The organism is Nonomuraea guangzhouensis (assembly GCF_019396345.1).
GTDB lineage: Bacteria > Actinomycetota > Actinomycetes > Streptosporangiales > Streptosporangiaceae > Nonomuraea > Nonomuraea guangzhouensis.
The window spans coordinates 1-23999 of record NZ_JAHKRM010000033.1 but is presented as its reverse complement, the minus strand read 5'-3'; the positions used below and the strand labels follow the sequence as shown (position 1 = coordinate 23999).

General features: G+C 70.7%; 18 protein-coding genes. 16 read left to right on the top strand and 2 right to left on the bottom strand.

What is annotated here, in order from left to right; genetic code table 11:
• Positions 1-56: 56 nt before the first annotated feature.
• From KME78_RS48965 to KME78_RS48910, 12 genes are all read left to right on the top strand, one after another.
• Entirely contained in the window at positions 57-2654 is a 2598-nt protein-coding gene (locus KME78_RS48965; protein ID WP_219536864.1) for a helix-turn-helix transcriptional regulator, read from the top strand.
• Between the two features lie 90 nt (positions 2655-2744).
• Positions 2745-3221 carry a general stress protein gene (locus KME78_RS48960; RefSeq protein WP_219536863.1) on the top strand — a complete coding sequence of 159 codons (477 nt, stop codon included), beginning with the start codon at positions 2745-2747 and terminating at the stop codon, positions 3219-3221.
• A 12-nt stretch (positions 3222-3233) separates the two neighbouring features.
• Entirely contained in the window at positions 3234-5120 is a 1887-nt protein-coding gene (gene dnaK / locus KME78_RS48955) for a molecular chaperone DnaK (RefSeq protein ID WP_219536862.1), read from the top strand.
• Position 5121: 1 nt separating this feature from the next.
• A complete protein-coding gene (locus tag KME78_RS48950) occupies positions 5122-5658 on the top strand; it encodes a nucleotide exchange factor GrpE (protein ID WP_219536861.1) in 537 nt (178 codons plus the stop codon).
• On the top strand, positions 5658-6599 hold the full coding sequence (locus tag KME78_RS48945; protein ID WP_219536860.1) for a DnaJ C-terminal domain-containing protein: 942 nt from the start codon (positions 5658-5660) through the stop codon (positions 6597-6599). Before KME78_RS48950 ends, KME78_RS48945 begins: the two co-directional genes overlap by 1 nt.
• Positions 6596-6889, top strand: coding sequence for a chaperone modulator CbpM (locus KME78_RS48940; protein WP_219536859.1), 294 nt, complete (start codon positions 6596-6598; stop codon positions 6887-6889). The genes KME78_RS48945 and KME78_RS48940 overlap by 4 nt, the downstream gene beginning before the upstream one ends.
• A 39-nt stretch (positions 6890-6928) precedes the next feature.
• Complete coding sequence (clpB, locus tag KME78_RS48935) at positions 6929-9532, top strand: ATP-dependent chaperone ClpB (protein WP_219536858.1); 2604 nt, start codon at positions 6929-6931, stop codon at positions 9530-9532.
• Positions 9533-9768: 236 nt separating this feature from the next.
• Complete coding sequence (locus KME78_RS48930; RefSeq protein WP_219536857.1) at positions 9769-10800, top strand: LacI family DNA-binding transcriptional regulator; 1032 nt, start codon at positions 9769-9771, stop codon at positions 10798-10800.
• Between the two features lie 109 nt (positions 10801-10909).
• Positions 10910-12307 (top strand): extracellular solute-binding protein, encoded by a 1398-nt coding sequence (locus tag KME78_RS48925; protein ID WP_219536856.1) that lies wholly within the window; start codon positions 10910-10912, stop codon positions 12305-12307.
• 68 nt (positions 12308-12375) lie between these two features.
• On the top strand, positions 12376-13305 hold the full coding sequence (locus KME78_RS48920) for a carbohydrate ABC transporter permease (protein ID WP_246653593.1): 930 nt from the start codon (positions 12376-12378) through the stop codon (positions 13303-13305).
• The gene (locus tag KME78_RS48915; RefSeq protein ID WP_219536855.1) at positions 13302-14210 is read left to right on the top strand and encodes a carbohydrate ABC transporter permease; all 909 of its coding nucleotides are present in this window, start codon (positions 13302-13304) and stop codon (positions 14208-14210) included. The genes KME78_RS48920 and KME78_RS48915 overlap by 4 nt, the downstream gene beginning before the upstream one ends.
• A 29-nt stretch (positions 14211-14239) precedes the next feature.
• Positions 14240-16411, top strand: coding sequence for a beta-galactosidase (locus KME78_RS48910; protein ID WP_219536854.1), 2172 nt, complete (start codon positions 14240-14242; stop codon positions 16409-16411).
• 37 nt (positions 16412-16448) lie between these two features.
• Here the strand turns inward: KME78_RS48910 and ppk2 are convergent, their stop codons facing one another.
• Positions 16449-17345 (bottom strand): polyphosphate kinase 2, encoded by an 897-nt coding sequence (gene ppk2 / locus KME78_RS48905; protein ID WP_219536853.1) that lies wholly within the window; start codon positions 17343-17345, stop codon positions 16449-16451.
• A 76-nt stretch (positions 17346-17421) separates the two neighbouring features.
• The gene (locus KME78_RS48900; RefSeq protein ID WP_219536852.1) at positions 17422-18378 is read right to left on the bottom strand and encodes an acyl-CoA desaturase; all 957 of its coding nucleotides are present in this window, start codon (positions 18376-18378) and stop codon (positions 17422-17424) included.
• Between the two features lie 216 nt (positions 18379-18594).
• Between KME78_RS48900 and KME78_RS48895 the strand changes: the two genes are divergently transcribed.
• The 4 genes from KME78_RS48895 to KME78_RS48880 all read left to right on the top strand — a co-directional run.
• Positions 18595-19902: a cytochrome P450 gene (locus KME78_RS48895; protein ID WP_219536851.1), complete on the top strand. Its 1308-nt coding sequence runs from the start codon at positions 18595-18597 to the stop codon at positions 19900-19902.
• A 2-nt stretch (positions 19903-19904) separates the two neighbouring features.
• A complete protein-coding gene (locus tag KME78_RS48890; protein WP_219536850.1) occupies positions 19905-21491 on the top strand; it encodes a peroxidase family protein in 1587 nt (528 codons plus the stop codon).
• Complete coding sequence (locus tag KME78_RS48885) at positions 21488-23713, top strand: alpha/beta hydrolase family protein (RefSeq protein WP_308127415.1); 2226 nt, start codon at positions 21488-21490, stop codon at positions 23711-23713. Before KME78_RS48890 ends, KME78_RS48885 begins: the two co-directional genes overlap by 4 nt.
• A gap of 79 nt (positions 23714-23792) precedes the next feature.
• Positions 23793-23999, top strand: a 207-nt coding sequence (locus KME78_RS48880; RefSeq protein ID WP_219536849.1) for a hypothetical protein, incomplete at its 3' end; no start/stop codon positions are given.

Genomic DNA, 23999 nt, shown 5'->3' with positions numbered 1-23999 from the left:
CCGGCATGAGGTTCGTGGGTCTCTGCCCGGAAAGCCATGCATTCAGGGGATATGAGATGTGGGAGCGCGAACGGGAATGGCGTCACGTCGACAGCCTGCTGCGCACGGTCGGAGGCGGCGCGGGCGGGACCCTGCTGGTGGACGGCGAGCCCGGAGCCGGCCGGACGCGCCTGCTCGCCGAAGCCGCCGACGCCGCGGCCGAACGCCACCTCACCGTGGTCCGCGGCAGCCCGGAGGACATGGGCGAGCTGATCCCGTGCGGCATGCTGTTCCAGGCTCTCGATCTGCGATTCGAGCCGGCGGCCGGCGATGATGCCGGCGCCTCGCGTACCCGGACCCTCGAACGGCTGAGGGCGGGCTTCGAGGAACGGGCCACCCGGCCGATGCTGGCCGTGCTCGACGATCTGCACGGGGCCGACCCGATGACGCTCATGGTGCTGCGCGCCCTCCACCACGTGCTCGCACCCCGGCCCATCGGCTGGCTGCTCAGCCGCTCGACAGTCCTGGAGCACGGCCGGGCCGCCTTCCTGTTCGACCTCCTGGAACGGGAAGGGGCCGCCAGGGTCGAACTCGAGCCGCTCTCCCCGCAGGCGGCCGCCGGGCTGATGACGGAGGCGCTCGGGGTGCCGCCCGACCCGGCGACGCTGGCCTGGGTGGTGGGCGCCGCCGGCGGCAACCCGCTGCTGATCAACGAACTGCTCGCAGGACTCCGGGACGAAGGGCTGCTGGGAGCCTTGATCGACGGTGCTGGCCTGCCGCACGCGCATGTTCCGCACCGGCTGCGGATGGTCGTGCGGCGCTGGATCGACACCCTCAGCACCGGTGCCAGGAACCTGGTGGAGACCGTCGCCGTACTCGGCCGCTCCTTCTCGCCCGAACAGGCCGCGTCCCTGCTGGGCATCACACCGGCCGCGCTGCTGCCCCTGGTCGAGGAGTCCATGGCGGCGGGCATCCTGACCGCCGACGCGCACGGCCTCACCTTCCGCCACGAGCTGGTCAGGCTCGTGGTCGCCACGCGGATCCCACGGCCGGTACGCCATGCGCTGCTGGACCAGTTCGGCGTCCGCGCGCGGTCCCTGCCGGTGAGCCGGCCACCGGCCGGCGCCGGCCTCGGCCACGTCGTGGCCCTCCTGGACACGGCGATCGCCGAGGGCCGGCTGCAGGAGGCCGAGCAACTGGTCAAGGAGAGCCTCGCCGACAGCGATTCGGTGAACGGCGTGGTGGAACTGCGTGGCGTTCTCGCCGACATCCTGTATCTGACCGGCCGGATCGAGGAGGCCCTGCGGGAGGCCGAGACGGTGCTGGCCGTACCCGACCTGCCCGGCCAGGTACGCGATCGGGCGATCCTGGTCCGGCTGTACGCCCTGGCACACCGGCCGGATTCCGGGAGCTCGGTGCGGGCGTACGCGCACGAGGTCATGGAAGGGGCCGCCCGGCACGGTCCGGGGGCCACGGTCGCGGCCCTGGTCGCGCTCGCGGTGACCGAGTGGGACGAGGGGCGGCTGTCCACCGCGCTGGCGTTCGCCGAGGACGCCCGCCGGCTGGCCGGCACGGGCGAGTCAGGAGTGCACCACTACGACGCGCTGCTCGTCTCCGCCGCGCTGCTCATGGACATTCACCGCCTCGATGAGGCGCTGGCGATCCTCCGGGAGGCCCGGGCGGACATGTCCGCCCACGGTCATCTGGCCTGGCTCGCGGACGTCTCCGCGCTGGAGGCGCGGGCCGAGCTGGCCGCGGGCCGGTTCGACAGCGCCGTCACCGAGGCGGAGCGGGCCCTTGACCTGGCCACCGCCTTGGGCACCCCGCTGTCCGTCATGGGGGCCAACGCGGTCCTCGCCACCGTCGCGCTGCGGCGCGGCGACCTGCGTGCGGCGACCCGGTACGTCATGGAGGGGGCCGGTGGCCCGCTCGACGGGCAGACGCGGCACGCCCTGCTGACGGCGCAGGTCGCGGAGGTGCGCGATGGCCCGCTGAGCGCGATGACGCTGCTCGCGGGACTTCCCGGCCCACGCGGGCGGCAGCGCTCGATGCTCACCATGGAGCCCTCGGCGGGCGCGTGGATGGTCCGCATCGCTCTGGCCACGGACGACCGCCCGGCGGCCGAGGCCGTCGTGGCCACCGCGGAGGCGCTCAGCCGGGCCAATCCGGAGTTCGCCACGCTGGTCGCCTCGGCCGCGCACGCCCGGGGCCTGCTCGACGGCGACCGCGACGCCCTCACCCGGGCCGCCGAGCAGACGGACGACCTATGGGCCCGGGCCTCGGCCGCGGAGGACCTCGGCGTGCTGCTCGTGGCGGCCGGGCGGCACGAGGACGCGGCCGGCCACCTGGATCGCGCGCTCGCGATCTACCAGGACATCGGATCCGCCAGGGACTCGGCGCGGGTACGCCGGAGGCTACGCGGCATGGGCGTACGCCACCGCCACTGGAGCTACGCCCAACGGCCGGTCACCGGCTGGGAGAGCCTCACCGAGACCGAGCGGAACATCTCGCTGCTCGTCGCCGACGGATGGACGAACCGGCAGATCGCCGAGCAGACCTTCATCAGCGTGCACACGGTGGCCTTCCACCTGCGGCACGTCTACCGCAAGCTGCAGATCAACTCCCGCATCGAGCTCGTCCGTCTCGTGGTGACACAGGGAAGGGCGGAGACCTGATGACTACACGTCTGGGGGATGTGGCGCGCGGACACCCGGTGAAGCCTCGGAAGCGTACGCAGAGGTATCGCGCCTGAACAAGGAGGAGCCGTGTCTCTAGCACCACATGGTCCCATCACGGCGAACCGGGTACCGGTCGCCAGCTACCCGACATATCAAGAGGCCGAGAAGGCCGTCGACTTCCTGTCCGACCATGGATTCCACGTACAGGGAACCCTGATCGTCGGCGTGGGCCTGCGCTCGGTGGAGCAAGTGGTCTCACGCATGACCTACCTGCGCGCGATCGGGCTGGGCGCCGCGTCCGGTGCCTGGTTCGGCGTGCTCATCGGCCTGTTCCTGGGGATCTTCTCGCCCCGGATGACCCTCGCCGTGGTGCTGTGGGGCCTGATCTGGGGATTGATCGCCGGAGCGATCTACGGCCTGATCGCGCACTCGGTGCACGGCGGACGCCGGGACTTCGTCTCGGAGAGCGGCCTGGTCGCCGACAAGTACGAGGTCCTCGTCGAGTCCGAACTCGTGCCCAGAGCCCAGGAACTACTCGGACAGATCGGAAAATCAACGGGCTAGGGGGAGCTCGCCATGGCGAAAGCAGTCGGCATCGACCTCGGTACGACCAACTCGGTGATCGCCGCCACGGAGGACGGTCAGCCCACGGTGATTCCCAACGCGGAGGGCTCCCGGACGACGCCGTCGGTGGTCGCGTTCACCGACCAGGGCGAGCGGCTGGTAGGCCAGCTGGCCCGCCGGCAGGCCATACTCAACCCGAAAGGGACGATCTACTCCGCCAAGCGCTTCATCGGCCGCCGTTACAACGAGGTCGAGAGCGAGCTCCACGCGGTCTCCTTCGACGTGGTGGAGGGGCCCGACGGAGCCGTACGCTTCCAGGTCGGCGACAAACAGTACGCTCCGGAGGAGGTCTCGGCCCTCGTGCTGAGGAAGCTCGCCGCAGACGCGGCGAAGTATCTCGGCGAGAAGGTGACCGAGGCCGTCATCACCGTCCCGGCCTACTTCAACGACGCCCAGCGTCAGGCGACCAAGGACGCGGGGCGCATCGCGGGGCTGGAGGTCCTGCGGATCATCAACGAGCCGACCGCCGCCGCGCTGGCCTACGGGCTGGACAAGAAGGCCAACGAGACCGTGCTGGTCTTCGACCTGGGCGGCGGCACCTTCGACGTCAGCGTCCTGGACATCGGTGACGGGGTCGTCGAGGTACGTTCGACCTCCGGCGACGGACACCTGGGCGGCGACGACTTCGACCGGCGCATCGTCGACTACCTGGCCGACGAGTTCCAGAAGGAGCAGGGCATCGACCTGCGCAAGGACCCGCAGGCCCTGCAGCGGCTGTTCGAAGCGGCGGAGAAGGCCAAGGTCGAGCTCTCCTCGGTGACCCAGACCACGATCAGCCTGCCGTTCATCACGGCGGACGCCTCGGGGCCGAAGCACCTCAACACCACGCTGATGCGCTCCACGTTCGACCAGATCACCGCCGACCTGGTCGAACGCTGCGTTCACCCGGTCGAGCAGGCGATGGAGGACGCCAAGCTCAGGCCCGCGGACATCGACGAGGTGATCCTCGTCGGCGGGTCGACCCGGATCCCCGCCGTACAGAGCCTGGTGCGCAGGCTCACCGGCGGCAAGGACCCCAACATGACGGTGAACCCGGACGAGGTCGTGGCCATCGGCGCGGCGATCCAGGCGGGCATCATCAAGGGTGAGGTCGAGGACGTCGTACTGCTCGACGTCACGCCTCTCTCGCTGGGCGTCGAGACGCTCGGCGGCGTCATGACCAAGGTCATCGAACGCAACACGACGATCCCGGCCCGCCGGGCCGAGACCTTCAGCACGGCCGACGACAACCAGGGCGCCGTCGACATCGTGATCCTGCAGGGGGAGCGGGAACGCGCGGCCGACAACCGGGTGCTCGGGCGCTTCCGGCTGGAGAACATCCGGCCCGCGCCCCGGGGGGAGCCGCAGGTCGAGGTCACCTTCGACATCGACGCCAACGGCATACTCAACGTCTCCGCCCGCGACAAGGACACCGGCGCCGAGCAGCGGATCACCATCAGCGAGAGCTCCAACCTGGACAAGCAGGAGATCGAGCGGATGGTCGCCGACGCCGAGCGCAACCGCGGCGAGGACGCCAGGATCCGGGAGACGATCGACGCCCGCAACGAGCTGGACTCGATCGCCTACCAGGTGGAACGCCGCCTGCAGGAGCTCGGCGACGCCGTCCCCGTACACGAGAAGGCACGTGGGGAGCAGCTCGTCCAGGAGGCCCGGCAGGCGATCAAGGAAGAGGTGCCGACCGACCGGTTGCGTGCGCTCAGCGGCGAACTCCAGCAGGTCTTCCACGGGCTCGCGGCCACCAGCCGGCAGGGCGTGCCACCACAGGGAAGGACGGAGACCGCGGCCGGTGGCGATGAGGACGTGATCGACGCCGAGTTCACCACGTCCGACTCGGAGTGACATGAACGACCGCGAAGACAGGACGGACGAGGCGCCGGGCGCGCCCGCGGTGTCGGACACGGTGGCTGACGCGGTGGCGGACGCGCCCGAGGAGACCGACGCCAAGCTCGCGGAGCTGGAGGACCGCTGGCTGCGTTCGGTCGCCGAGCTGGACAACGTGCGCAAACGCATCGCCCGGGACACCGAACGGCTGCGGGCCGAGGAGCGGGACAGGGTGGCGGGCGAGTGGCTGCCCGTCCTGGACAACCTGGAGCTCGCGCTGGGCCACGCGGCCGGTCAGGAAGGAGACGCGCACGCGATAGTCGAAGGCGTACGGGCCGTGCGCGACCAGGCTCTCGCGGTGCTGGCCCGGCTGGGCTACGCCCGCCATGACGAGACCGGCGTGCCGTTCGATCCCGTTCACCACGAGGCGGTGGCGACCGTCGAACGGGACGACGTCGCGCCGGGCACCGTCGTGCAGGTGGTCCGGCCGGGCTACGGCGACGATCTGCGGCAGCTCCGGCCCGCGGTCGTGGTCGTGGCGAAGAAGGCGGAGTGATGGCGGCCCGGCGGGACTTCTACGAGGTGCTCGGCGTCGACAGGAAGGCCGACCAGGACGAGATCCAGCGGGCCTATCGCAAACTCGTCCGCGCCCACCATCCCGACGTCAACAAGGATCCCGGCGCGGAGGACCGGTTCAAGGAGATCTCGGAGGCGTACTCCGTACTCTCCGACCCCGGCACGCGCCGCCGCTACGACGCGTTCGGGCATGATTTCCGCCAGGTGCCGCCCGATGTGGACCCCGCGCAGTGGGCGCGGGCCCGCGCGGGCCGGGGCGGCCAGCGGAGCTCGGCGGGGACCCAGGACTTCGGGTTCGGCACGGAGGGGTTCGGCACGGAGGAGGGCATCGACATCGAGGACCTGCTCGGTGGCATGTTCGGCGGTCGCGGCAGGCGGGGCTGGGGGCCCGTGCCCGGCGCCGACCAGGAGGCGGAGCTGACGCTCACCGTCGAGGAGGCCTACCAGGGCGGGCGGCGCAGCATCACGCTGCCCGGCGGCCGGCGGCTGGACGTCGCGATCCCCGCGGGCGTCACGAACGGGCAGCGCATCAGGCTCGCCGGCCAGGGCGGGCACGGAAGCGAGGAGGCCAAGCGCGGCGACCTCTACCTCATCGCGCGGATCGCCGAGCATCCCCGCTACCGCGTGGAGGGCCGCGACATCCACGCCGTCCTGCCGCTCGCCCCCTGGGAGGCCGCGCTGGGCGCCACGGTCGCCATCGACACGCCGGGCGGCGAGGCGAAGCTCAAGGTGCCGCCGGCCTCCTCGACCGGCCGCCGCCTGCGGCTGCGCGGGCGCGGCATGCCCAGCCCGCGCGGCGGCCCGGGCGACTTCTTCGCCGAGGTGCGGATCATGGTGCCGGCCCGGCTCAGCGAGGCGGAGCGGCGCCTGTTCGAGCAGCTCGCCGCCGTCTCGGCCTTCGACCCGAGGGGGCGTTCATGACGTACGCGCTCGTACGCCCGATCCTGCTGGACCTGAACTCCTTCGCGCACGCCACCGGCCTGCACCCGGAGGCAGTCCGCCGGCTCGTGGCGCTGGGCCTGCTCGAACCGGCCAGGGACGCCAAGGGCGACCTGTGCTTCCCGCCAGCCCAGGTGGCGTTGGCGGCCAGGATCCAGCGGCTGCACACCGGCCTGTCGCTCAACTACGCCGCCATCGGCCTGGTGATCGACCTGCTCGACCGGATCGAGGAACTGGAGACGACCCTGCGGAGCCTGTCCACACGACATTGAGGGGACGACATTGAGGAGAGTGGAGTGGACCCGAACCGGATGACCCAGAAATCGCAGGAGGCCCTGCACGACGCGCAGACCAAGGCCCTGCGTCACGGGCACACCGAGGTCGACGCCGAGCACCTCCTGCTGGCCCTGCTCGATCAACCGGAGGGGCTCGCGCCCCGGCTGGTGGAGATGGCCGGGGCCGACCCGAAGAGCGTGCGCGCCGACCTGGAGGCCGAACTCTCCCATCGCCCCAAGGTCAGCGGGCCGGGTGCCACACCCGGCCAGGTCTTCGTCACCCAGCGGCTGTCCCGGCTGCTCGACACCGCGGACCGGGAGGCGAAGCGGCTCAAGGACGAGTACGTCTCCGTCGAGCACCTGCTGCTGGCCCTGATCGAGGAAGGCAGCGCGACCCCGGCGGGCCGCCTGCTGCACAGCCAGGGACTCACCAGGGACCGCTTCCTCCAGGCGCTCACCGCCATCCGGGGCAACCAGCGGGTCACCTCCGCCATGCCCGAAGCGGCCTACGAGGCGCTGGAGAAGTACGGGCGCGACCTGGTGGCCGAAGCCCGCGCGGACAAACTCGACCCGGTGATCGGCCGCGACACCGAGATCCGCCGCGTGATCCAGATCCTCTCCCGCAAGACCAAGAACAACCCCGTCCTGATCGGTGACCCCGGTGTCGGCAAGACGGCCATCGTCGAAGGGCTCGCCCAGCGGATCGCCCACGGCGACGTCCCCGAGGGGCTGCGCGACAAGACCGTCTTCAGCCTGGACATGGGCGCACTCGTGGCCGGCGCCAAGTACCGGGGGGAGTTCGAGGAACGCCTCAAGGCGGTGCTGAACGAGGTGAAGAGCGCGGAGGGCCGGATCATCCTGTTCGTCGACGAGCTCCACACGGTGGTCGGCGCCGGGGCGGCCGAAGGCTCCATGGACGCCGGCAACATGCTCAAGCCGATGCTCGCGCGTGGCGAACTGCACATGATCGGCGCGACCACGATCGAGGAGTACCGCCAGCACATCGAGAAGGACGCGGCACTGGAGCGGCGCTTCCAGCCGGTGCTCGTCGAAGAGCCCTCCGTCGAGGACGCCATCTCGATCCTGCGCGGACTGCGCGAGCGGCTGGAGATCTTCCACGGCGTGAAGATCCAGGACAGCGCGCTCGTCGCCGCGGTGAAGCTGAGCCACCGCTACATCGCCGACCGGTTCCTGCCGGACAAGGCCATCGACCTGGTCGACGAGGCGTGCGCGATGCTCCGTACCGAGATCGACTCCATGCCCGCCGAGCTCGACGAGCTGACCCGGCGGGTGATGCGCCTGGAGATCGAGGAGGCCGCGCTGGCCAAGGAGGAGGACCCCGCGAGCCAGACCCGCCTCACCGATCTCCGCAAGGAGCTGGCCGACCTGCGCGCCCAGGCCGGCGCCACCCGGGCGCAGTGGGAGGCCGAGCGCTCGGCCCTGCGCAAGGTGCAGGCCCTGCGGCAGGAACTGGAGACCGTACGGCGGGAGGCGGAGCAGGCCGAACGCGACTACGACCTCAACCGCGCCGCCGAACTCCGCCACGGCAGGCTCCCCGAACTGGAACGCCGGCTCCGTGCCGAGGAGGAGCGGCTGGGCAGCCGGCAGAGCGGGCACCGGCTGCTGCGCGAGGTCGTGACCGAGGAGGAGATCGCCTCCATCGTCTCGCGCTGGACCGGCATCCCCGTGAGCCGGCTGCAGGAAGCCGAGCGCGACAAGCTGCTCAGGCTGGACGAGATCCTGCACGAACGGGTCATCGGCCAGGAGGAGGCCGTGCGGCTGGTCGCCGACGCCGTCATCCGCGCCCGATCCGGCATCAAGGACCCCCGGCGCCCCATCGGATCCTTCCTCTTCCTCGGGCCGACCGGAGTCGGCAAGACCGAGCTCGCCAAGTCGCTCGCGGCCGCGCTGTTCGACACCGAGGACAACATGATCCGCATCGACATGAGCGAGTACCAGGAGCGGCACACGGTCAGCCGCCTGGTCGGCGCGCCGCCCGGCTACATCGGCTACGAGGAGGGCGGCCAGCTGACCGAGGCGGTGCGCCGCAAGCCGTACTCGGTGGTGCTGTTCGACGAGATCGAGAAGGCGCACGCGGACGTGTTCAACACGCTGCTGCAGGTCCTCGACGACGGGCGGCTGACCGACGCGCAGGGCCGCACGGTCGACTTCCGCAACACCGTGATCATCATGACCTCCAACATCGGCTCGCAGTACCTGCTCGACGGGGTCACCTCCGACGGCGAGATCAAGCCCGAGGCGCGCGAGCGGGTGCTGGGAGAGCTGCGCCGGCACTTCCGTCCGGAGTTCCTCAACAGGGTCGACGACATCGTGCTGTTCAAGCCGCTGACCGAGGCCGAGATCGAACAGATCGTCGAGCTGATGTTCGACGACATCCGCCAGCGGCTGGCCGAGCGGCGTCTCACCCTGGAGGTCACCGCCGAGGCGCGGCGGCTCATCGCCAACCAGGGCTACGACCCGGTCTATGGCGCCCGGCCGCTGCGCCGCTTCATCGCCCGCGAGGTCGAGACCCGGATCGGGCGCGCCCTGCTCAGCGGCGACGTCCCCGAAGGCTCGACCATCACGGTCGACGTCGACAAGGGCGAGCTGAACGTCACCTTCCACGGAGCGGGGAGCTGAGTTGCCGTCATTCACGGTGAGCTGCGCGAACTGCGGCGGTCCTGGGATCTTCGCCGAAGACGCCTCAGGTTACGGATGCGTTGCGAACTCTTGACATGCGCCCTCCCGGCCTGCGTAGATGTGACTGCGCAGACATGACTGCGCAGTCACGCTGCTGACCTCGATAGATAAGGATCAGCTTCGGCAGGGAGGAAGAGGCCGTGACACGAGAAGTGAGGCGGGGCGGAAGCGCCTCCATGCCGCGAAGCGTCGACGTGGCGCGCCTGGCGGGCGTCTCGCAGAAGACCGTGTCCAGGGTCCTCAACAACGAGCAGTACGTCTCCACCGAGGTGCGCCAGCGCGTGCTCGCCGCCGCTGAACAACTCGGCTACCGGCTGAACAACGCCGCTCGTGCGCTCGCCTCCGGACGGAGTCGTTCCATCGGCGTGGTGTCGCTCGGGACGGCCTTGTACGGTCCCGCCTCGCTGCTCATGGGCATCGAGCGAGCCGTCCGGGACGCGGGTTACGCGCTGCGCGTGGTCAACACCGTGGAGGGCGACCCATCGGGCATCGCCGGTGCCGTGGAATCCCTCCTGGAGCAGGGAGTGGACGGCATCGTCATCTCCGAGCCGATAGACGAGGGAGCGGAGCCCGTCCGCGCCGACGTGCCCGTTCTGGTCTTAGGCGCTCCCCTGCCCTTCTCCGCCCCTCGCGTGGTGACCGCGGGTGTCGGCTCCGACGAACTGGCCCGGGCGGCCACCGAGCATCTGCTGGATCTGGGACACGCCACCGTCCATCACGTCGCCGGTCCGCAGCGCTGGTATGCCGCCAGGGAACGTCTCGGGGCGTGGCGAGGGGCGCTGACGGCCCGCGGTCTCGTCGGCCCGCCTGTCGTCGAGGGTGACTGGTCGGCCGCGTCCGGATACGCGGCAGGCCGCCGGCTGGCCTCCGACGACGATGTGACCGCGGTGTTCGCCGCGAACGACGACATGGCCATCGGCGTGATCCGCGCGCTGATGGAAGCCGGTCGCCGGGTGCCGGACGACGTCAGCGTCGCCGGTTTCGACGACATCCCCGTCGCCGCGTACGTGACCCCTCCTCTCACCACGGTGCGTCAGCCGTTCGACGCCGTGGCGACGGCGGGACTCCAGCTCCTCGTCCATGCCATCGAGCAGCCGCACGAAGATCTGCCGCCGGCGGCCGACCACCCGGTCGAGCTCGTCGTCCGCGCCTCGACCGCGCCCCCGCCTCGGACGACCCCGGGACGTGGGCGTGCGACCTCTCGCTGATCAGCGTCGATCAGCCCCCAGCCCGGCCGGCCACGTCCGCCTTCTCATCCCTTTCACCGCCTGTCGCCAGGCGCGCCGATCAGCCATCCCCATTGACGGGAGTTCCTCCATGCCTCCATCCAGTCACCCCCCGATCAGCCGTCGGCTCGTTCTCGCCACGGCCGGAGCGATGTCGCTGTGCGTGGCGCTGGCCGCGTGCGGCGGCGGCAGCGGCGCCGGTGGCGGCACTGCTTCGTCAGCCCCTTCCGCCGCCGCGGCCATGAGCCAGGCGGAGATCGACAAGGCGATGTCCACTCCGACCGAGCTGACGTTCTGGACCTGGGTCCCGGACATCCAGCAGGAGGTCGCGCTCTTCGAGAAGAAGTATCCGGCGATCCACGTGAAGGTGGTCAACGCCGGCCAGGGCGTGCCGCAGTACACCAAGCTCCGCACGGCACTCAAGGCGGGCACCGGCGCACCTGATGTCGTGCAGATGGAGTACCAGTACATCCCGACGTTCACGATCACCGACAGTCTGCTGGACCTGCGGCCGTACGGGGCGTCGGCGTTGCGGGACAAGTTCGTGGACTGGACGTGGGGGCAGGTCAGCGGCGCGGGTGGGGAGGTCTGGGCGATCCCGCAGGACACCGGCCCGATGGGCATGCTGTACCGGAAGGACGTCTTCGACAAGCACGGCATCGCGGTGCCGAAGACCTGGGACGAGTTCGCCGCCGCAGCGCGCAAGCTCCACGCGGCCGACCCGGACATCTACCTGACCGATCTCGCCTCGAACGAGGCCGCCGCGTGGCACGGCCTTCTCTGGCAGGCCGGGGCTCAGCCATATGTTAGCGCTAACAAGAGCGACATCTCGATCAAGGTCAACGACGAGACCGCCAAGAAGCTCGCCACGTACTGGGGCGGGCTCGCGAAGGACGGCGTCATCGGCGTCGAGCCGGACTTCACCGATGCCTGGTTCTCCGCGCTCAACAAGGGCAAGTACGCCACCTGGATCACCGCGGCCTGGGGACCGCTCTTCCTCTCCGGCGCGGCCAAGGCGACCGCGGGCAAGTGGCGGGCGGCCCCGCTGCCGCAGTGGGACCCGGCCAACCCGCTCTCCGGCAACTGGGGTGGCTCGACCAGCGCGGTCACCAAGACGACCAAGAACCCGATCGCGGCGGCGACGTTCGCCCAGTTCATCAACAGCGATCCCGAGAGCGCCAAGCTGTTCGCCACCAAGCAGTTCTTCTTCCCGGCGACGAAGGCGTTGCTCGCCGACCGGAGCTACGTCGGTGAGAAGCCTGCCTTCTACGGCGGTCAGCAGGTCAACCAGGTGTTCGCCGACATCAGCGGCACGGTCAAGCCCACCTTCCAGTGGCCGCCGTTCCTCGACCAGGTGGTGACGGACTGGACCGAGACCGTCGGCAAGTCCCTCGCCGGCAAGAGCGACGCCGCCGCCGCGCTTGACCAGTGGCAGACGCGGATCACCACGTTCGCCAAGAGCCAGGGCTTCACCGTCCAGGGCCAGTGACCGCCACCGGGTCCCGCGCGCCGGTGCGGGGCCCGTCACCACCGTAGAAAGGCCCGACGATGACTGCTATGACCGCGGCCTCCCGCGAGCACCCGCACCGAGCGGCGACGATGCGTCTCCGGCGCGGTCGTGCCCGGCGACGGGCGGCAGGACCGTTGTTCGTCGCCCCGTTTCTGGTGCTCTTCCTGGTGCTCTTCCTCACTCCGCTTGGCTACGCCGCCTATCTCAGCCTGTTCCAGGAGCGGCTCATCGGCGGGACGACGTTCGTGGGGCTCGCGAACTATGTGACCGCCGTCCAGGACCCGCACCTCATCCAGGGGATTCTCCGCGTCGCGGTGTTCTTCGTGATCCAGGTCCCCGTGATGCTGCTGCTGGCGCTGCTCTTCGCGCTCGCGCTCGACAGCGGGCTGCTGTGGCTCGCGCGAGTGGTGCGGCTCGGCATATTCGTCCCGTACGCCGTCCCCAGCGTCGTCGCCTCGCTCATGTGGGGCTACCTCTACGGGCCGGACTACGGCCCCTTCGCCCAGCTGAGCAAGGCGCTGAATCTGGCGGCGCCGCGCTTCCTCAGCGACGGCTGGATGCTCGGGAGCCTGGCGAACATCGTGACCTGGGAGTTCGTGGGCTACAACATGATCTTGCTGTACGCCGCCCTGCGGGCGATCCCCCAGGACCTCTACGAGGCGGCGGCGATGGACGGGGCCGGCGCGTGGCGGATCGCCTGGAGCGTCAAACTCCCCGCACTGCGGCCGGCACTCCTCCTGGCTCTGGTGTTCTCCGTGATCGGCAGCTTCCAGCTGTTCAACGAGCCGAATCTGCTGCAGCGCCTGGCCCCGGACGTCATCGACAGCGCCTACACCGCCAACCTCTACGCCTACTCCCTGGCCTTCACCAGCCAGCAGATCAACTACGCGGCCACGGTGTCGTTCCTCCTCGGGGTGGTCATCGTGATCGTCTCCTACGCCGTCCTGCTCACCGCCAACCGCTGGAGGACCTCATGACCTCAACAGCCTTGAGCGCCCCGGCGGGCCGGGCCCGGCGCCGGTCGCCGACCCGGCGGCGGCACAGCGCGCCGCTGACGATCGCCATGCTGGCCGCGCTGGCGTACTTCCTCCTGCCGCTGTTCTGGCTGGTCGTCGCCTCGACCAAGAGCACTCAGGACCTGTTCACGACGTTCGGGCTGTGGTTCTCGCGCACCCCGCAGCTGCTGGCCAACATCGGCTCGACCTTCGCCCACGACGACGGGATCTTCGCGCACTGGCTGCTCAACACCGTGGTGTACGCCGTCGTCAGCGCCTTCGGCGCCGCGCTCCTGGCGGCCGCCGGCGGGTACGGGTTCGCCAAGTTCCGCTTCCGTGGTGACCGCGCCGCCTTCAACCTGGTGCTCGGCGCCATCATGGTGCCGACCACCGCCCTGGCGATCCCGACGTACCTGCTGTTCGCGAAGGTGGAGTTGGTCAACACCCCATGGGCCGTCATCTTGCCCTCGCTCGTCAGTCCCTTCGGCCTCTACCTCATGCGCATCTACGCCCATGACGCCATCCCGGACAGCATTCTCGAGGCCGCCCGCATCGACGGAGCGGGCGAAGCCAAGATCTTCTTTCAGATCGCCATGAGGCTGCTTGCCCCGGGCCTGGTGACGGTCGTGCTCTTCACGCTCGTCACGACCTGGAACAACTATTTCCTTCCGCTCATCATGCTCAACGACCCGAATCTGTACCCCGTCACAGTCGGCCTCGCCTCCTGGGCATCTCAGGCCGTCGGAGGCGGGGCCGGCGCGAACAGCGACATGCTCGCGCTCGTCGTGACCGGATCCATGCTCTCGGTCATCCCCCTCGTCGTGGCCTTCCTGCTGCTGCAGCGGTACTGGCAGAGCGGGCTGACGACCGGCGGCGTCAAGCAATGACCCGTCCCACTCCCTCGGAGGTTCGCCCCATGGCAGTCTGGCCCACCCACGTCCTCTTCGGCGCTGCCTACTATCACGAGTACCAGCCGTCCCTGGAACGACTCAAGATCGACCTCGACCTGATGGCCGACGCTCACTTCAACGTCATCCGGGTCGGGGAGTCGGTCTGGTCCACTTGGGAGCCGGAGAATGGAAGGTTCGATCTCGACTGGCTCCAGCCGGTCCTCGACGGTGCCCACGAACGCGGCATCTCGGTCATCCTCGGCACACCGACGTACGCGGTGCCTCCGTGGCTGGTCCGCCTCTACCCGGAGATCGCCGGCGAGCACGGTACCGGGCAGAGCATCGGCTGGGGCGCCCGGCAGGAGGCCGACTTCACCCATCCCGGTTTCCGGTTCCACGCCGAGCGGGTGATCCGCAAGATCGTCGGGCGGTACGCCGATCATCCGGCGGTCATCGGCTTCCAGGTGGACAACGAGCCAGGCTTGCACCTTCTGCACAACCACGGCGTCTTCCAGCGCTTCGTCGACTGGTTGCGCGAGCGATACGGCGATGTGGAGACCCTCAACCGGGAGTGGGGCCTGGTCTACTGGTCGCACCGCCTGTCGACGTGGGCCGACCTGTGGCGCCCGGACGGCAACCTCCAACCGCAGTACGACGTCGCCTGGCGGGAGTTCCAGGCCCTCCAGGTGAGCGAGTTCATCGGCTGGCAGGCCGAGCTCGTCCGCGAGTACGCCGCTCCTGGTCAGTTCGTCACGACGTGCATCTCCTACACCCGGCCCGGGGTCGAGGACGACGAGATGACCGACCACCTCGACATCGCCGCGGGCAATCCCTACTACGTCATGCAGGACGCCCTGGAACTCCCCGACCGCACCGGCGACGACGTCGAGCAACGGTGGGTGACCACCGGGGTGTGGTCGATGTACCAGACCGCGGACCGGATGTTCTCCTCTCGTCAGGAGCCGTTCCTGGTCACCGAGACCAACGCCCAGAGCATCGGCTTCCCGTGGGACAACCGCCCCGGCTACGACGGCCAGTGGCGGCAGGCCGCGTGGGCGCACATCGCGCGCGGCGCCCGGATGATCGAGTACTGGCAGTGGCACACACTGAACTTCGGCGCGGAGACATACTGGGGCGGGGTCCTGCCCCACAGCAATCTGCCAGGCCGTACATACGAGGAACTGTCACGCCTCGGGGCCGAGCTGGAAACCGCCGGTCCGCTCGTCGCCGGGCTCGAACCGGACGCCGACCTCACGATGGTCTACTCGCTGCCGAGCAAGTGGCTCATGCAGAAGTACCCGCCGCTGCCCACCGCCGACGGCGGCCCGGACGCCGCCGCCTACCACCGCATCTTCGACCCCTTCTACCGCGGCGCCTTCGACGCCGGCCGCCAGGTGCGGATCATCCACGCCAGGCAACTGCACGACCCCCGCAGTGAGCGGGCCCAGGCGACGCCCGAGGAGGCCGCCCGCCGTCACCCCGTCCTGGTCGTGCCGGCCCTGTACGTCGTCGACGACGCGACCATCGACTGGCTGGTAGCCTACGCCCGGGCCGGCGGCCACCTGGTCCTCGGCCCGCGCACCGGCTACGCCGACCACGAGGCCCGGGCGCGGCGGGAGCCCGCACCCGCACGTCTCGTCGGCGCCGCGGGCGTCCGCTACGACGAGTTCAGCAACCTCGTGCGCGACCTCCCCGTCCGCGCCGTGCCCGGCGGCCCGCTCGACCTGCCAGGGAACGCGACGGCGACGTACTGGGCCGACGGCCTCACCGTCGTCGATGCCGACGTGCTCGCCACCTACGACCACCCGCACTTCGGCCGCTGGCCGGCCGTAACGACTCACCGCCACGGCGCGGGCCGCGTCACCTACGTGGGCACGGTTCCAGGACGCGACCTCGCCCGGATGCTCGCCGTCTGGCTGGCGCCCGCCGCGGTCAGCGGCTGGCAGGGCCTGCCCGCGTCCGTCACCGCGACGACCGGGGCGTCCTCGGACGGGCGCCGCGTCCACGTGGTGCACAACTGGAGCTGGGACCCCGCCCGCGTGGAGGTCCCGGCCGACCTGTCCGACATCGTGGACGGCGCCTCCGTCCCCACAGGCACCGCGCTCGACCTCGGCGCCTGGGACGTGCGGGTGCTCGTCACGGCCCAGCCCTCTTCAGGAGTCTCGCTGTCGCGATCGAGTCGAGGAGAGATCATGTGAGGTGGTAACAGAGACCGTGGTCGGCACTGCTCGCCACCTATGGTCCCGTGGTGTGGTCCTCGTCGTAGATGTCGGAGGCCGACCTGACGATGAGCGGGTCCGGGGAGCCGACCACCTCGTGGTCCTTGTTGTCGTAGTCGAACAGGTTCAGCACGTGCCGCATCGCCTCCAGCCGGCCCCGCTTCTTGTCGTTGCTCTTGATGACCGTCCACGGCGCCTCGCGGATGTCGGTGTTGAGGAACATCTCCTCCTTGGCGCTGGTGTAGTCGTCCCACCGATCCAGCGAGGCCAGATCCATCGGCGACAGCTTCCACTGCCGCACCGGATCCACCTGCCGGATGATGAAGCGGGTGCGCTGCTCCGACCGCGTCACCGAGAACCAGAGCTTGACCAGGTGGATGCCGTCGCGGACCAGGGCCCGCTCGAACTGCGGCACCTGCACCATGAACTCCCGGCACTCGGCCTCGGTGCAGAACCCCATCACCCGCTCGACCCCGGCCCGGTTGTACCAGGACCGGTCGAACAGCACGATCTCCCCGGCGGAGGGCAGGTGGGCGATGTAGCGCTGGAGGTACCACTGGGTGCGTTCGCGCTCGGACGGCTTCTCCAGCGCGACCACGGTGGCCCCGCGGGGGTTGAGGTGCTCCATGAACCGCTTGATCGTGCCGCCCTTGCCCGCCGCGTCACGCCCCTCGAACAGGACCACCAGGCGCCGTCCGGTGTCCTTGACCCAGTACTGCAGTTTCAGCAGCTCGATCTGCAGCAGCCGCTTGTCGTGGTCGTAGTCCTCCCGCGGCAGCCGCTCGGGGTAGGGGTAGTGCTCGCGCCAGGTGTCGACCCGGCTGCCGTCCGGGCGCAGCAGCACCGGATCATCGTCGTCGCTGTCGTCCACCAGCAGCCCGGGGGTGGAGTCCAGCAGAGAAACCCGCTCCATGACACCCGACTTGCCCAAATTTCGCCAGGCGATGCCGTTTTCGAGTGACGTTCAGCTGGCGTTCAGAAGCGGGTCGTCACGGGTGTGGATCACGCTGGTCGATACGGCGGGCGGCCAGGCGGGCGGGGTCGGGCCAGCGCACGCCGAACGCCCAGCCCGCCAGCTCGAACCAGCGGATCAGCCGGGCGCTGGGGTCGAACTGGCCCCGCAGCACCCCGTGCCGGGCGCAGGCCGGCTCCATGTGGTGCCAGTTGTGCCAGCCCTCGCCGAGCGTCAGCATCGCCACCCACCGGACGTTCGACGAGCGGTCCCTGGTCCGGAACGGGCGATCGCCGAAGGTGTGCGCGATGGAGTTGACCGACCACGTGACGTGGTGGACCACGGCGTAGCGGACCAGCCCGCCCCAGAAGAAGGCGGTCCACGCGCCCGCCCACGACATCGACCACAGCCCGCCCACGGCGGTGGGCAGCGCGAACGACAACGCCGCGACCGCCGGATAGGCGGCGTCGAAGCGCCGCACGTCCGGATCGGCCAGCAGGTCCGGCACCCAGTGCCGGCGGCTGGAGCGCTGACGGGCGGTGTAGAACCAGCCGATGTGGGCGTGCGCCATGCCGCGCAGCAGGGCCAGGCCGTCGTCCCCGTAGCGCCACGGCGAGTGCGGGTCGCCGTCGCGGTCGGCGTACTTGTGGTGACGGCGGTGTTCGGCCGCCCACAGGGTGACCGGGCCCTCGACCGCCATGCCACCGGCCAGCATGAGGGCGACGCGCAGCGGCCGGTGGCACCTGAAGGCCCGATGGGTGAAGAGCCGGTGATAGCCGATGGCGATCCCGAAGATGCTGATCAGGTACATCACCACCGCGATGACCACGTCGCGCGGGCCGATGCCCCATCCCCAGGCGGCGGGCACGGCGAGCGCCGGGAGCAGCACGGGGAGCACCACGAGGACGATCAGGTAGACGGTCCGGCGGCCGGTGGTGGCCGTCACCGTCTCCGCCGTGCCCGAGTCCGGCTGCGGGATGGACGACGAGTTCACGCTATCTCCCGTGATCGGCGAAGACGATACGGCTCCTCATTCAACGGCCGCGTGCCCGGAGCACGGCAATGACCTGGAAGTGACGAACCCATCACCGAGGGGAATCAAAACACTCCATACGGTAGTCATCAAGAAATGGGTATCGGCTGCCTAGGTTGTGGCTACACAGCGTAATGATCTTTGCGCGCTCCGGCGTCGGACGGAAGGGCCTACGGCATGGGTGCTGTCGATCAGACGACCACGGGCGGCTATCTGGAGAGATACGACGAGGCGCTGGCCCGTGCTCCGATGTCCGCGTTCGGCCTGGTCCGGGAGTGGCTGCGGACCGACTGGCGGGACCTGTTCGCCGAGCTCCGCGAGCGGCGCCCCATCTTCGTCACGCCCGTCTTCACGATCGTGACCCGCTACGCCGACGTCACCGAGGTGCTCTCCCACGAGGAGGTCTTCTCGGTCCGCGCCTTCGGCCCACGCCTCGACGCCGCGCTGGGCGGGCCGTTCATGCTGGGCCGGGACGCCACCCCGATGAACTGGCGGGACAAAGGGCTGATGCGGGTCATGCTCGACCCGCGCGACGTGGCCGGGGTGCGCGAGCTGGCCGGGAGCATCGCCGACGAGCTGCTCGACGCCGCCCGGCCGCACGGCCGCATCGAAGCGGTCCACGGGTTGTTCCGCACCGTCGCCCTGGGCGTGTCCGCGAAGTACTTCGGCTTCCCCGGCCCCGACGCGCAGACCCTGTCGCGGTGGACGCGGGCCATCGTCACCGACGGCTTCGCCAACTTCCTGGGCGATCCGGAGATCCAGGCGGCGTCGGTCCGGGCCGGCTCGGAGATGGTCGCATACCTGCGTGACCGGCTCGCCGAACGCAGGGTCGCGCTGCGGGCGGGCCTGGAGCTGCCCGACGACGTCTTCACCCGGCTCGCCGGCACCACCCTGCCCGGCGGGATCGGCCTGGACGACGAGCGCATCCTGATCAACATGGCCGGCCTGCCCCTGGGGTTCGTGGAGAGCGGGCCCGGCGCCATGGTCGAGGCGGTCGAGCAGCTGCTGCTGCGCCCGCAGGTGCTGGCGCGGGCCGTCGAGGCCGCCGGCGACCCCGACCCGGCGCGCTTCGACCCTTATGTATGGGAGGCGCTGCGGTTCAATCCGTTCTTCAAGCTGCTGCCCCGGCTGTGCGAACGCGACCATGTGCTGGCCGCCGGCACGCCGCGCCGCACGGTGATCCCCGCGGGCACGTTCGTGCTCGCCGCGCCGGCCTCGGCCATGTTCGACGCGGACGTGGTGGCCGAGCCCGACGAGTTCCGCCTCGACCGGCCGGCCCACCATCAGCTGTTCTTCGGTTACGGTCACCACGCCTGCCTCGGCGTGCATCCCGCCAGGGCGATCATCTGCGAAGCCGTACGCCGCCTGCTGCTGCGCCCCTGCGTGCGCCTGCTCCCACCCCCGGAAGGGCGGATCGAACGCGCCGGCGGGATCTTCCCCGACCGGTTCGTCCTCGGGCTCGGCCCCGAAGACCAGGAGGGCTGACGATGGCGCACGGCAGAGCGACGGCGCGGACCATCGCCACCGACGGGGTGGCCAACCGGCTCAGGTTCCTGGCCCTGACCAACGGCCGGCCGTTCTGGGATCTCGTCCAGTCCATCCAGCCCGTACGGTGCCGCCTCAACGCCATGCTGATCGACCACGCGATCCGCGAGATGCCGCCACGGCCGGAGCCGCTGAGCACGATGGCCGACTACACCTCATGGGCCTCGCTGACCGACCGCACCTACAGCGGCCGGCACATGCCCCCCGTCGCGGCGGCCGAGGGCGCCCGGCCCACGCCCGAGCGGGCCGCCGACCTGTTCACCCGCGGCGAGACCATGATCGCCTGCCCGCGCTCCACGGTGCTGTTCGCCTACTTCGCCCAGTGGTTCACCGACGGCTTCCTGCGCGGCGACACCCACATCCCGCGTGACCCCCGCAAGAACAGCTCCAACCACCAGATCGACCTGAACCAGCTGTACGGCCTGCGCGAGGAGGCGACGGCCGCGCTGCGTACGTTCGACGGCGGGCTGCTCAAGAGCCAGTACATCAACGGCGGGGAGTTCCCGCCCTACCTGTGCGAGAACGGCAAGATCAAACCGGAGTTCGCCCCGCTGAGCGTCATCCGCTTCGCGGAGCTCACCGACGCGCAGCGCGACACGCTGTTCGCGACCGGGAGCGACCGGGGCAACATCCAGCTCGGCTTCACCATGCTCACGGTGCTGTTCCTGCGCGAGCACAACCGGGTGGCCCGCCTGCTCGGCCAGCTCTGCCCGCGCTGGGACGACGAGCGTCTGTTCCAGACGGCGCGCAACATCCTCATCGTGCTGCTGATCAAGCTGGTGGTCGAGGAGTACATCAACCACATCACGCCCTACCACTTCCGCTTCACCCTGGACTCGCGGCTGACGACGATGCTGGCCCGCGCGCCCTGGCACCGGGAGAACTGGGCCTCGGTGGAGTTCAACCTCGTCTACCGCTGGCACAGCCTGATCCCCTCCCGGCTGTCGGTCGGCGGAAGCGAGCTGCCGATGGCTCAGACCCTGCTCGGCGGCGCGCTGATCGCCGAGCACGGCCTCGGCCGGCTCTTCGAGGACGCCTCCCGCCAGCGCGCCGGCCGCATCGGGCTGTTCAACACCGACCCCGTCCTTCGGGAGGTCGACGTGGCCAGCATCACCGACTCGCGCACCCTCGGCCTGGCCCCCTACAACAGCTACCGCGAGCACTGCCGCTTCCCCCGGGTGCGCGGGTTCGAGCACGTCTCCGGCGACGAGCGGGTCAGCGGCGCGCTGCGGGAGCTCTACCGCAGCGTCGACGACCTCGACCTGTACGTCGGCCTGTTCGCCGAGGAGCCCGGCGCGCCCGACGCCATCCTGCCGCCGCTCCTCACGAAGATCATCGCCATCGACGCCTTCTCCCAGGCGCTGACCAACCCGCTGCTGGCCCCCCGGGTGTCCAACGCCGCGACCTTCACCCCGCACGGCATGCGGATCATCGCGAGCACGCGGACGCTGTCGGACGTACTGCACCGCAACATCCCGGAGGATCCGGGGCCCCGCTTCGTCAGCATGGCACGGAAGGGGCTCCGGTGAGCGGCGGGCCCGACCCGGCCGCACCGGACACCGGCTCTGTCGCACCGGAGCCCGACCCGGCCGCACGAGAGATCGGCTCTGTCGCGCCGGAGATCGGCCTGGCAGCCGGGTCGCTGCGGGACGCGGCGCGGGAACTGGTCGACATCGGGGTCACGATCCGGGAGGCGGAGGTCCACACCACGGCCGCGCTCACCGACGGCGCCCTGCTCCGTGCCCTGCCGCACGCCCCCTCACCGGGTTACCTGGCCCACCGCGCGCTGCTCCGCGCGATACTCAACCGCAAGGGCCTCGGGTACGCGGTCACCGGCGGCCGGCTGGGCACCCTGGCGGCCAAGCTCGGCGGCATGGCCGGCGCCGAGAGCCTGGCCGTACGCGTGCTGGCCACCTCGCTGCGGCTGCGGATCGCCGCCGTCGCCGTCGACCACCCCGAGCTGACCGGCGACTCCATGCTCACCCGGCTCATCGAGGCGGCCGCCGCCGACCGCGACCTGGAGGCCATCCGCGCGCTCCGCGCCCTGCTCAAGGACCGCGGGGCGGTACGCGCGCTCAGCGGGCTCGCCCCGATCTTCGGCGAGGTCCTCGCCCTGCGGGCGCTGCTCGACGAGAACCCGCTCAACGACGACACCGCCTGGCTGATCGCGACGGGAAAGGGCTACGCCACCGCCGACCCGATCACCGGTATGAGCAACAGAGCCGTCGCGGCCCTCGACACGGGGGAGGGGGCCGCGACCCGCGTCGACCTGCCCGCCGCCGAATCCGCCCGGCTGTGCGCGCAGGGGTCACTGCTCGACTTCCTGCGCAACATCAGCGTGGTCGGGACGACCGGCCGGATACTCATCCAGAGTGTCGAGGGCCCCGACGGGGTGGTCCGCCACATCGTCCAGGCGCCCGGCATGCGGGCGGGACGGCCGGACGGCGACTCACCCCAGGACCTGCTCGGCGCCTTCAGCAGCGCCGTGCTGGACAGCAGCCCCTACAGTCGCTCGCTGATCAAGGCCGTCGACGACTACGGCCTGCCCCAGGGTGCCGAGCTGGCGCTCATCGGGCACAGCGCAGGCGGCGCGGCCATCATGAACCTGGCGCAGGACGCGGACTTCTGCGCCCGCTACCAAGTCACCCACGCCGTCGCGGTCGGCTCGCCCGTCGACTTCAAGCACCCCGCCGACCCGCGCACCTGGGTCGCCAGCGTCACCAACCAGCACGACATCGTGCCCACCCTCGACGGCCAGGGCGCGGGCAACTGCTTCGACCTGCATCCCGACTGGTACGTGGTGGACTACTCCGACTCCACCCACCTGTTCCCGCTCTGCCACAGCATCGAGCACTACATCGCCAACATCGCCGACGATCTGCCCGACGCGCGGCACCGGATCGACGGGCGGCTCATGCTGTACCGGGGGCCGGTCGTGCGCTCGCAGGCGTACCTGCTGGCCGACCGCCCGGAGGGTTTTCCCTTCCTCGCCGTGCCCACCTACCCGGTGGACGGCCCGGAGGGGCCGGTCGAGCTGCCGATCAGGTGCCAGGACGGCGGCGCCCTCACGGCGTACTTCGCCGCGGACCCGGCGGTGGCGGCGACCCTGCTGGAGGGGACCGAGCTCGGGCCGGCCGTACGGGTCGCGGGGCGGGCCCTCGTGGCCGTGCACGCCTTCTCGAACCGGCGTACCAGCGTGGGCGGCTACCGCGAGGTCCATCTCGGGATCGTGGTGCCCGGCCCGTGGGGGTCGCGGTCGCTGTGCGTCTGGCCCGACCTGCTGCGGGGTGCCGACCGGCGGCGTTCTGGCAGCTTCCTGGCCGGCTCCGTGCTCGACGACGCCGCCGTCCACGCCGTGGCGCCGCGGTTGTGGGGCGGCGAGCCGTATCTGGCGCCCCTGGAGCTCGAGCTCACCACCAGGACCGCGCGCGTCGACGTCGGTCCGGCCGACGACCGGCTCCTCACGCTGCGCGGGCTCCTCGGCCCCTGGCTGCCCGTGAGTGACCGCGATCTGGTCGGCTACGCGCGAGGGGCGGCGGACACGATGCTGCGCTCATGTGTACGGACCCGCGGTCTGGGCCGCCTGCACCCCGTGCCCCGGGTGCGGCTCGCGGTCGGGCCGCGGTCGGCGCACCCGCTGGCGCGGCGGCTACGCGAGCTGGGTCTCGACGGCGCCCGCCCGCTGCTGTGCCTGTCGGCCCCCGCCCACCAGACGCTCCGGGACGCCGCCGTCCCGGTGCTGATCCCCTGATCGGGGTGCCGCCGTCCCGGTACTGCCTTCCTGACCGGGATGCCGCCGTCCCGATGCTGATCCCCTGACCGGAGGACCGATGTCAGCCGAACGCGCGGCGATCGCCGCCCACGCCGCGATCCTGCGGTCCGACATCCGCGCGCTCGCCGACTGCGCCGTACGCCTGCGCGAGCTCGAGGCCAGGCTGACGGCCGGCGGCGGCGCGCCGCCCTGGCTGCGCGACGCGCTGACCGCCCACCACGCCGCCTGCGTGACGGGCGCCGCCGATCTGACCACGGCGGGGGGG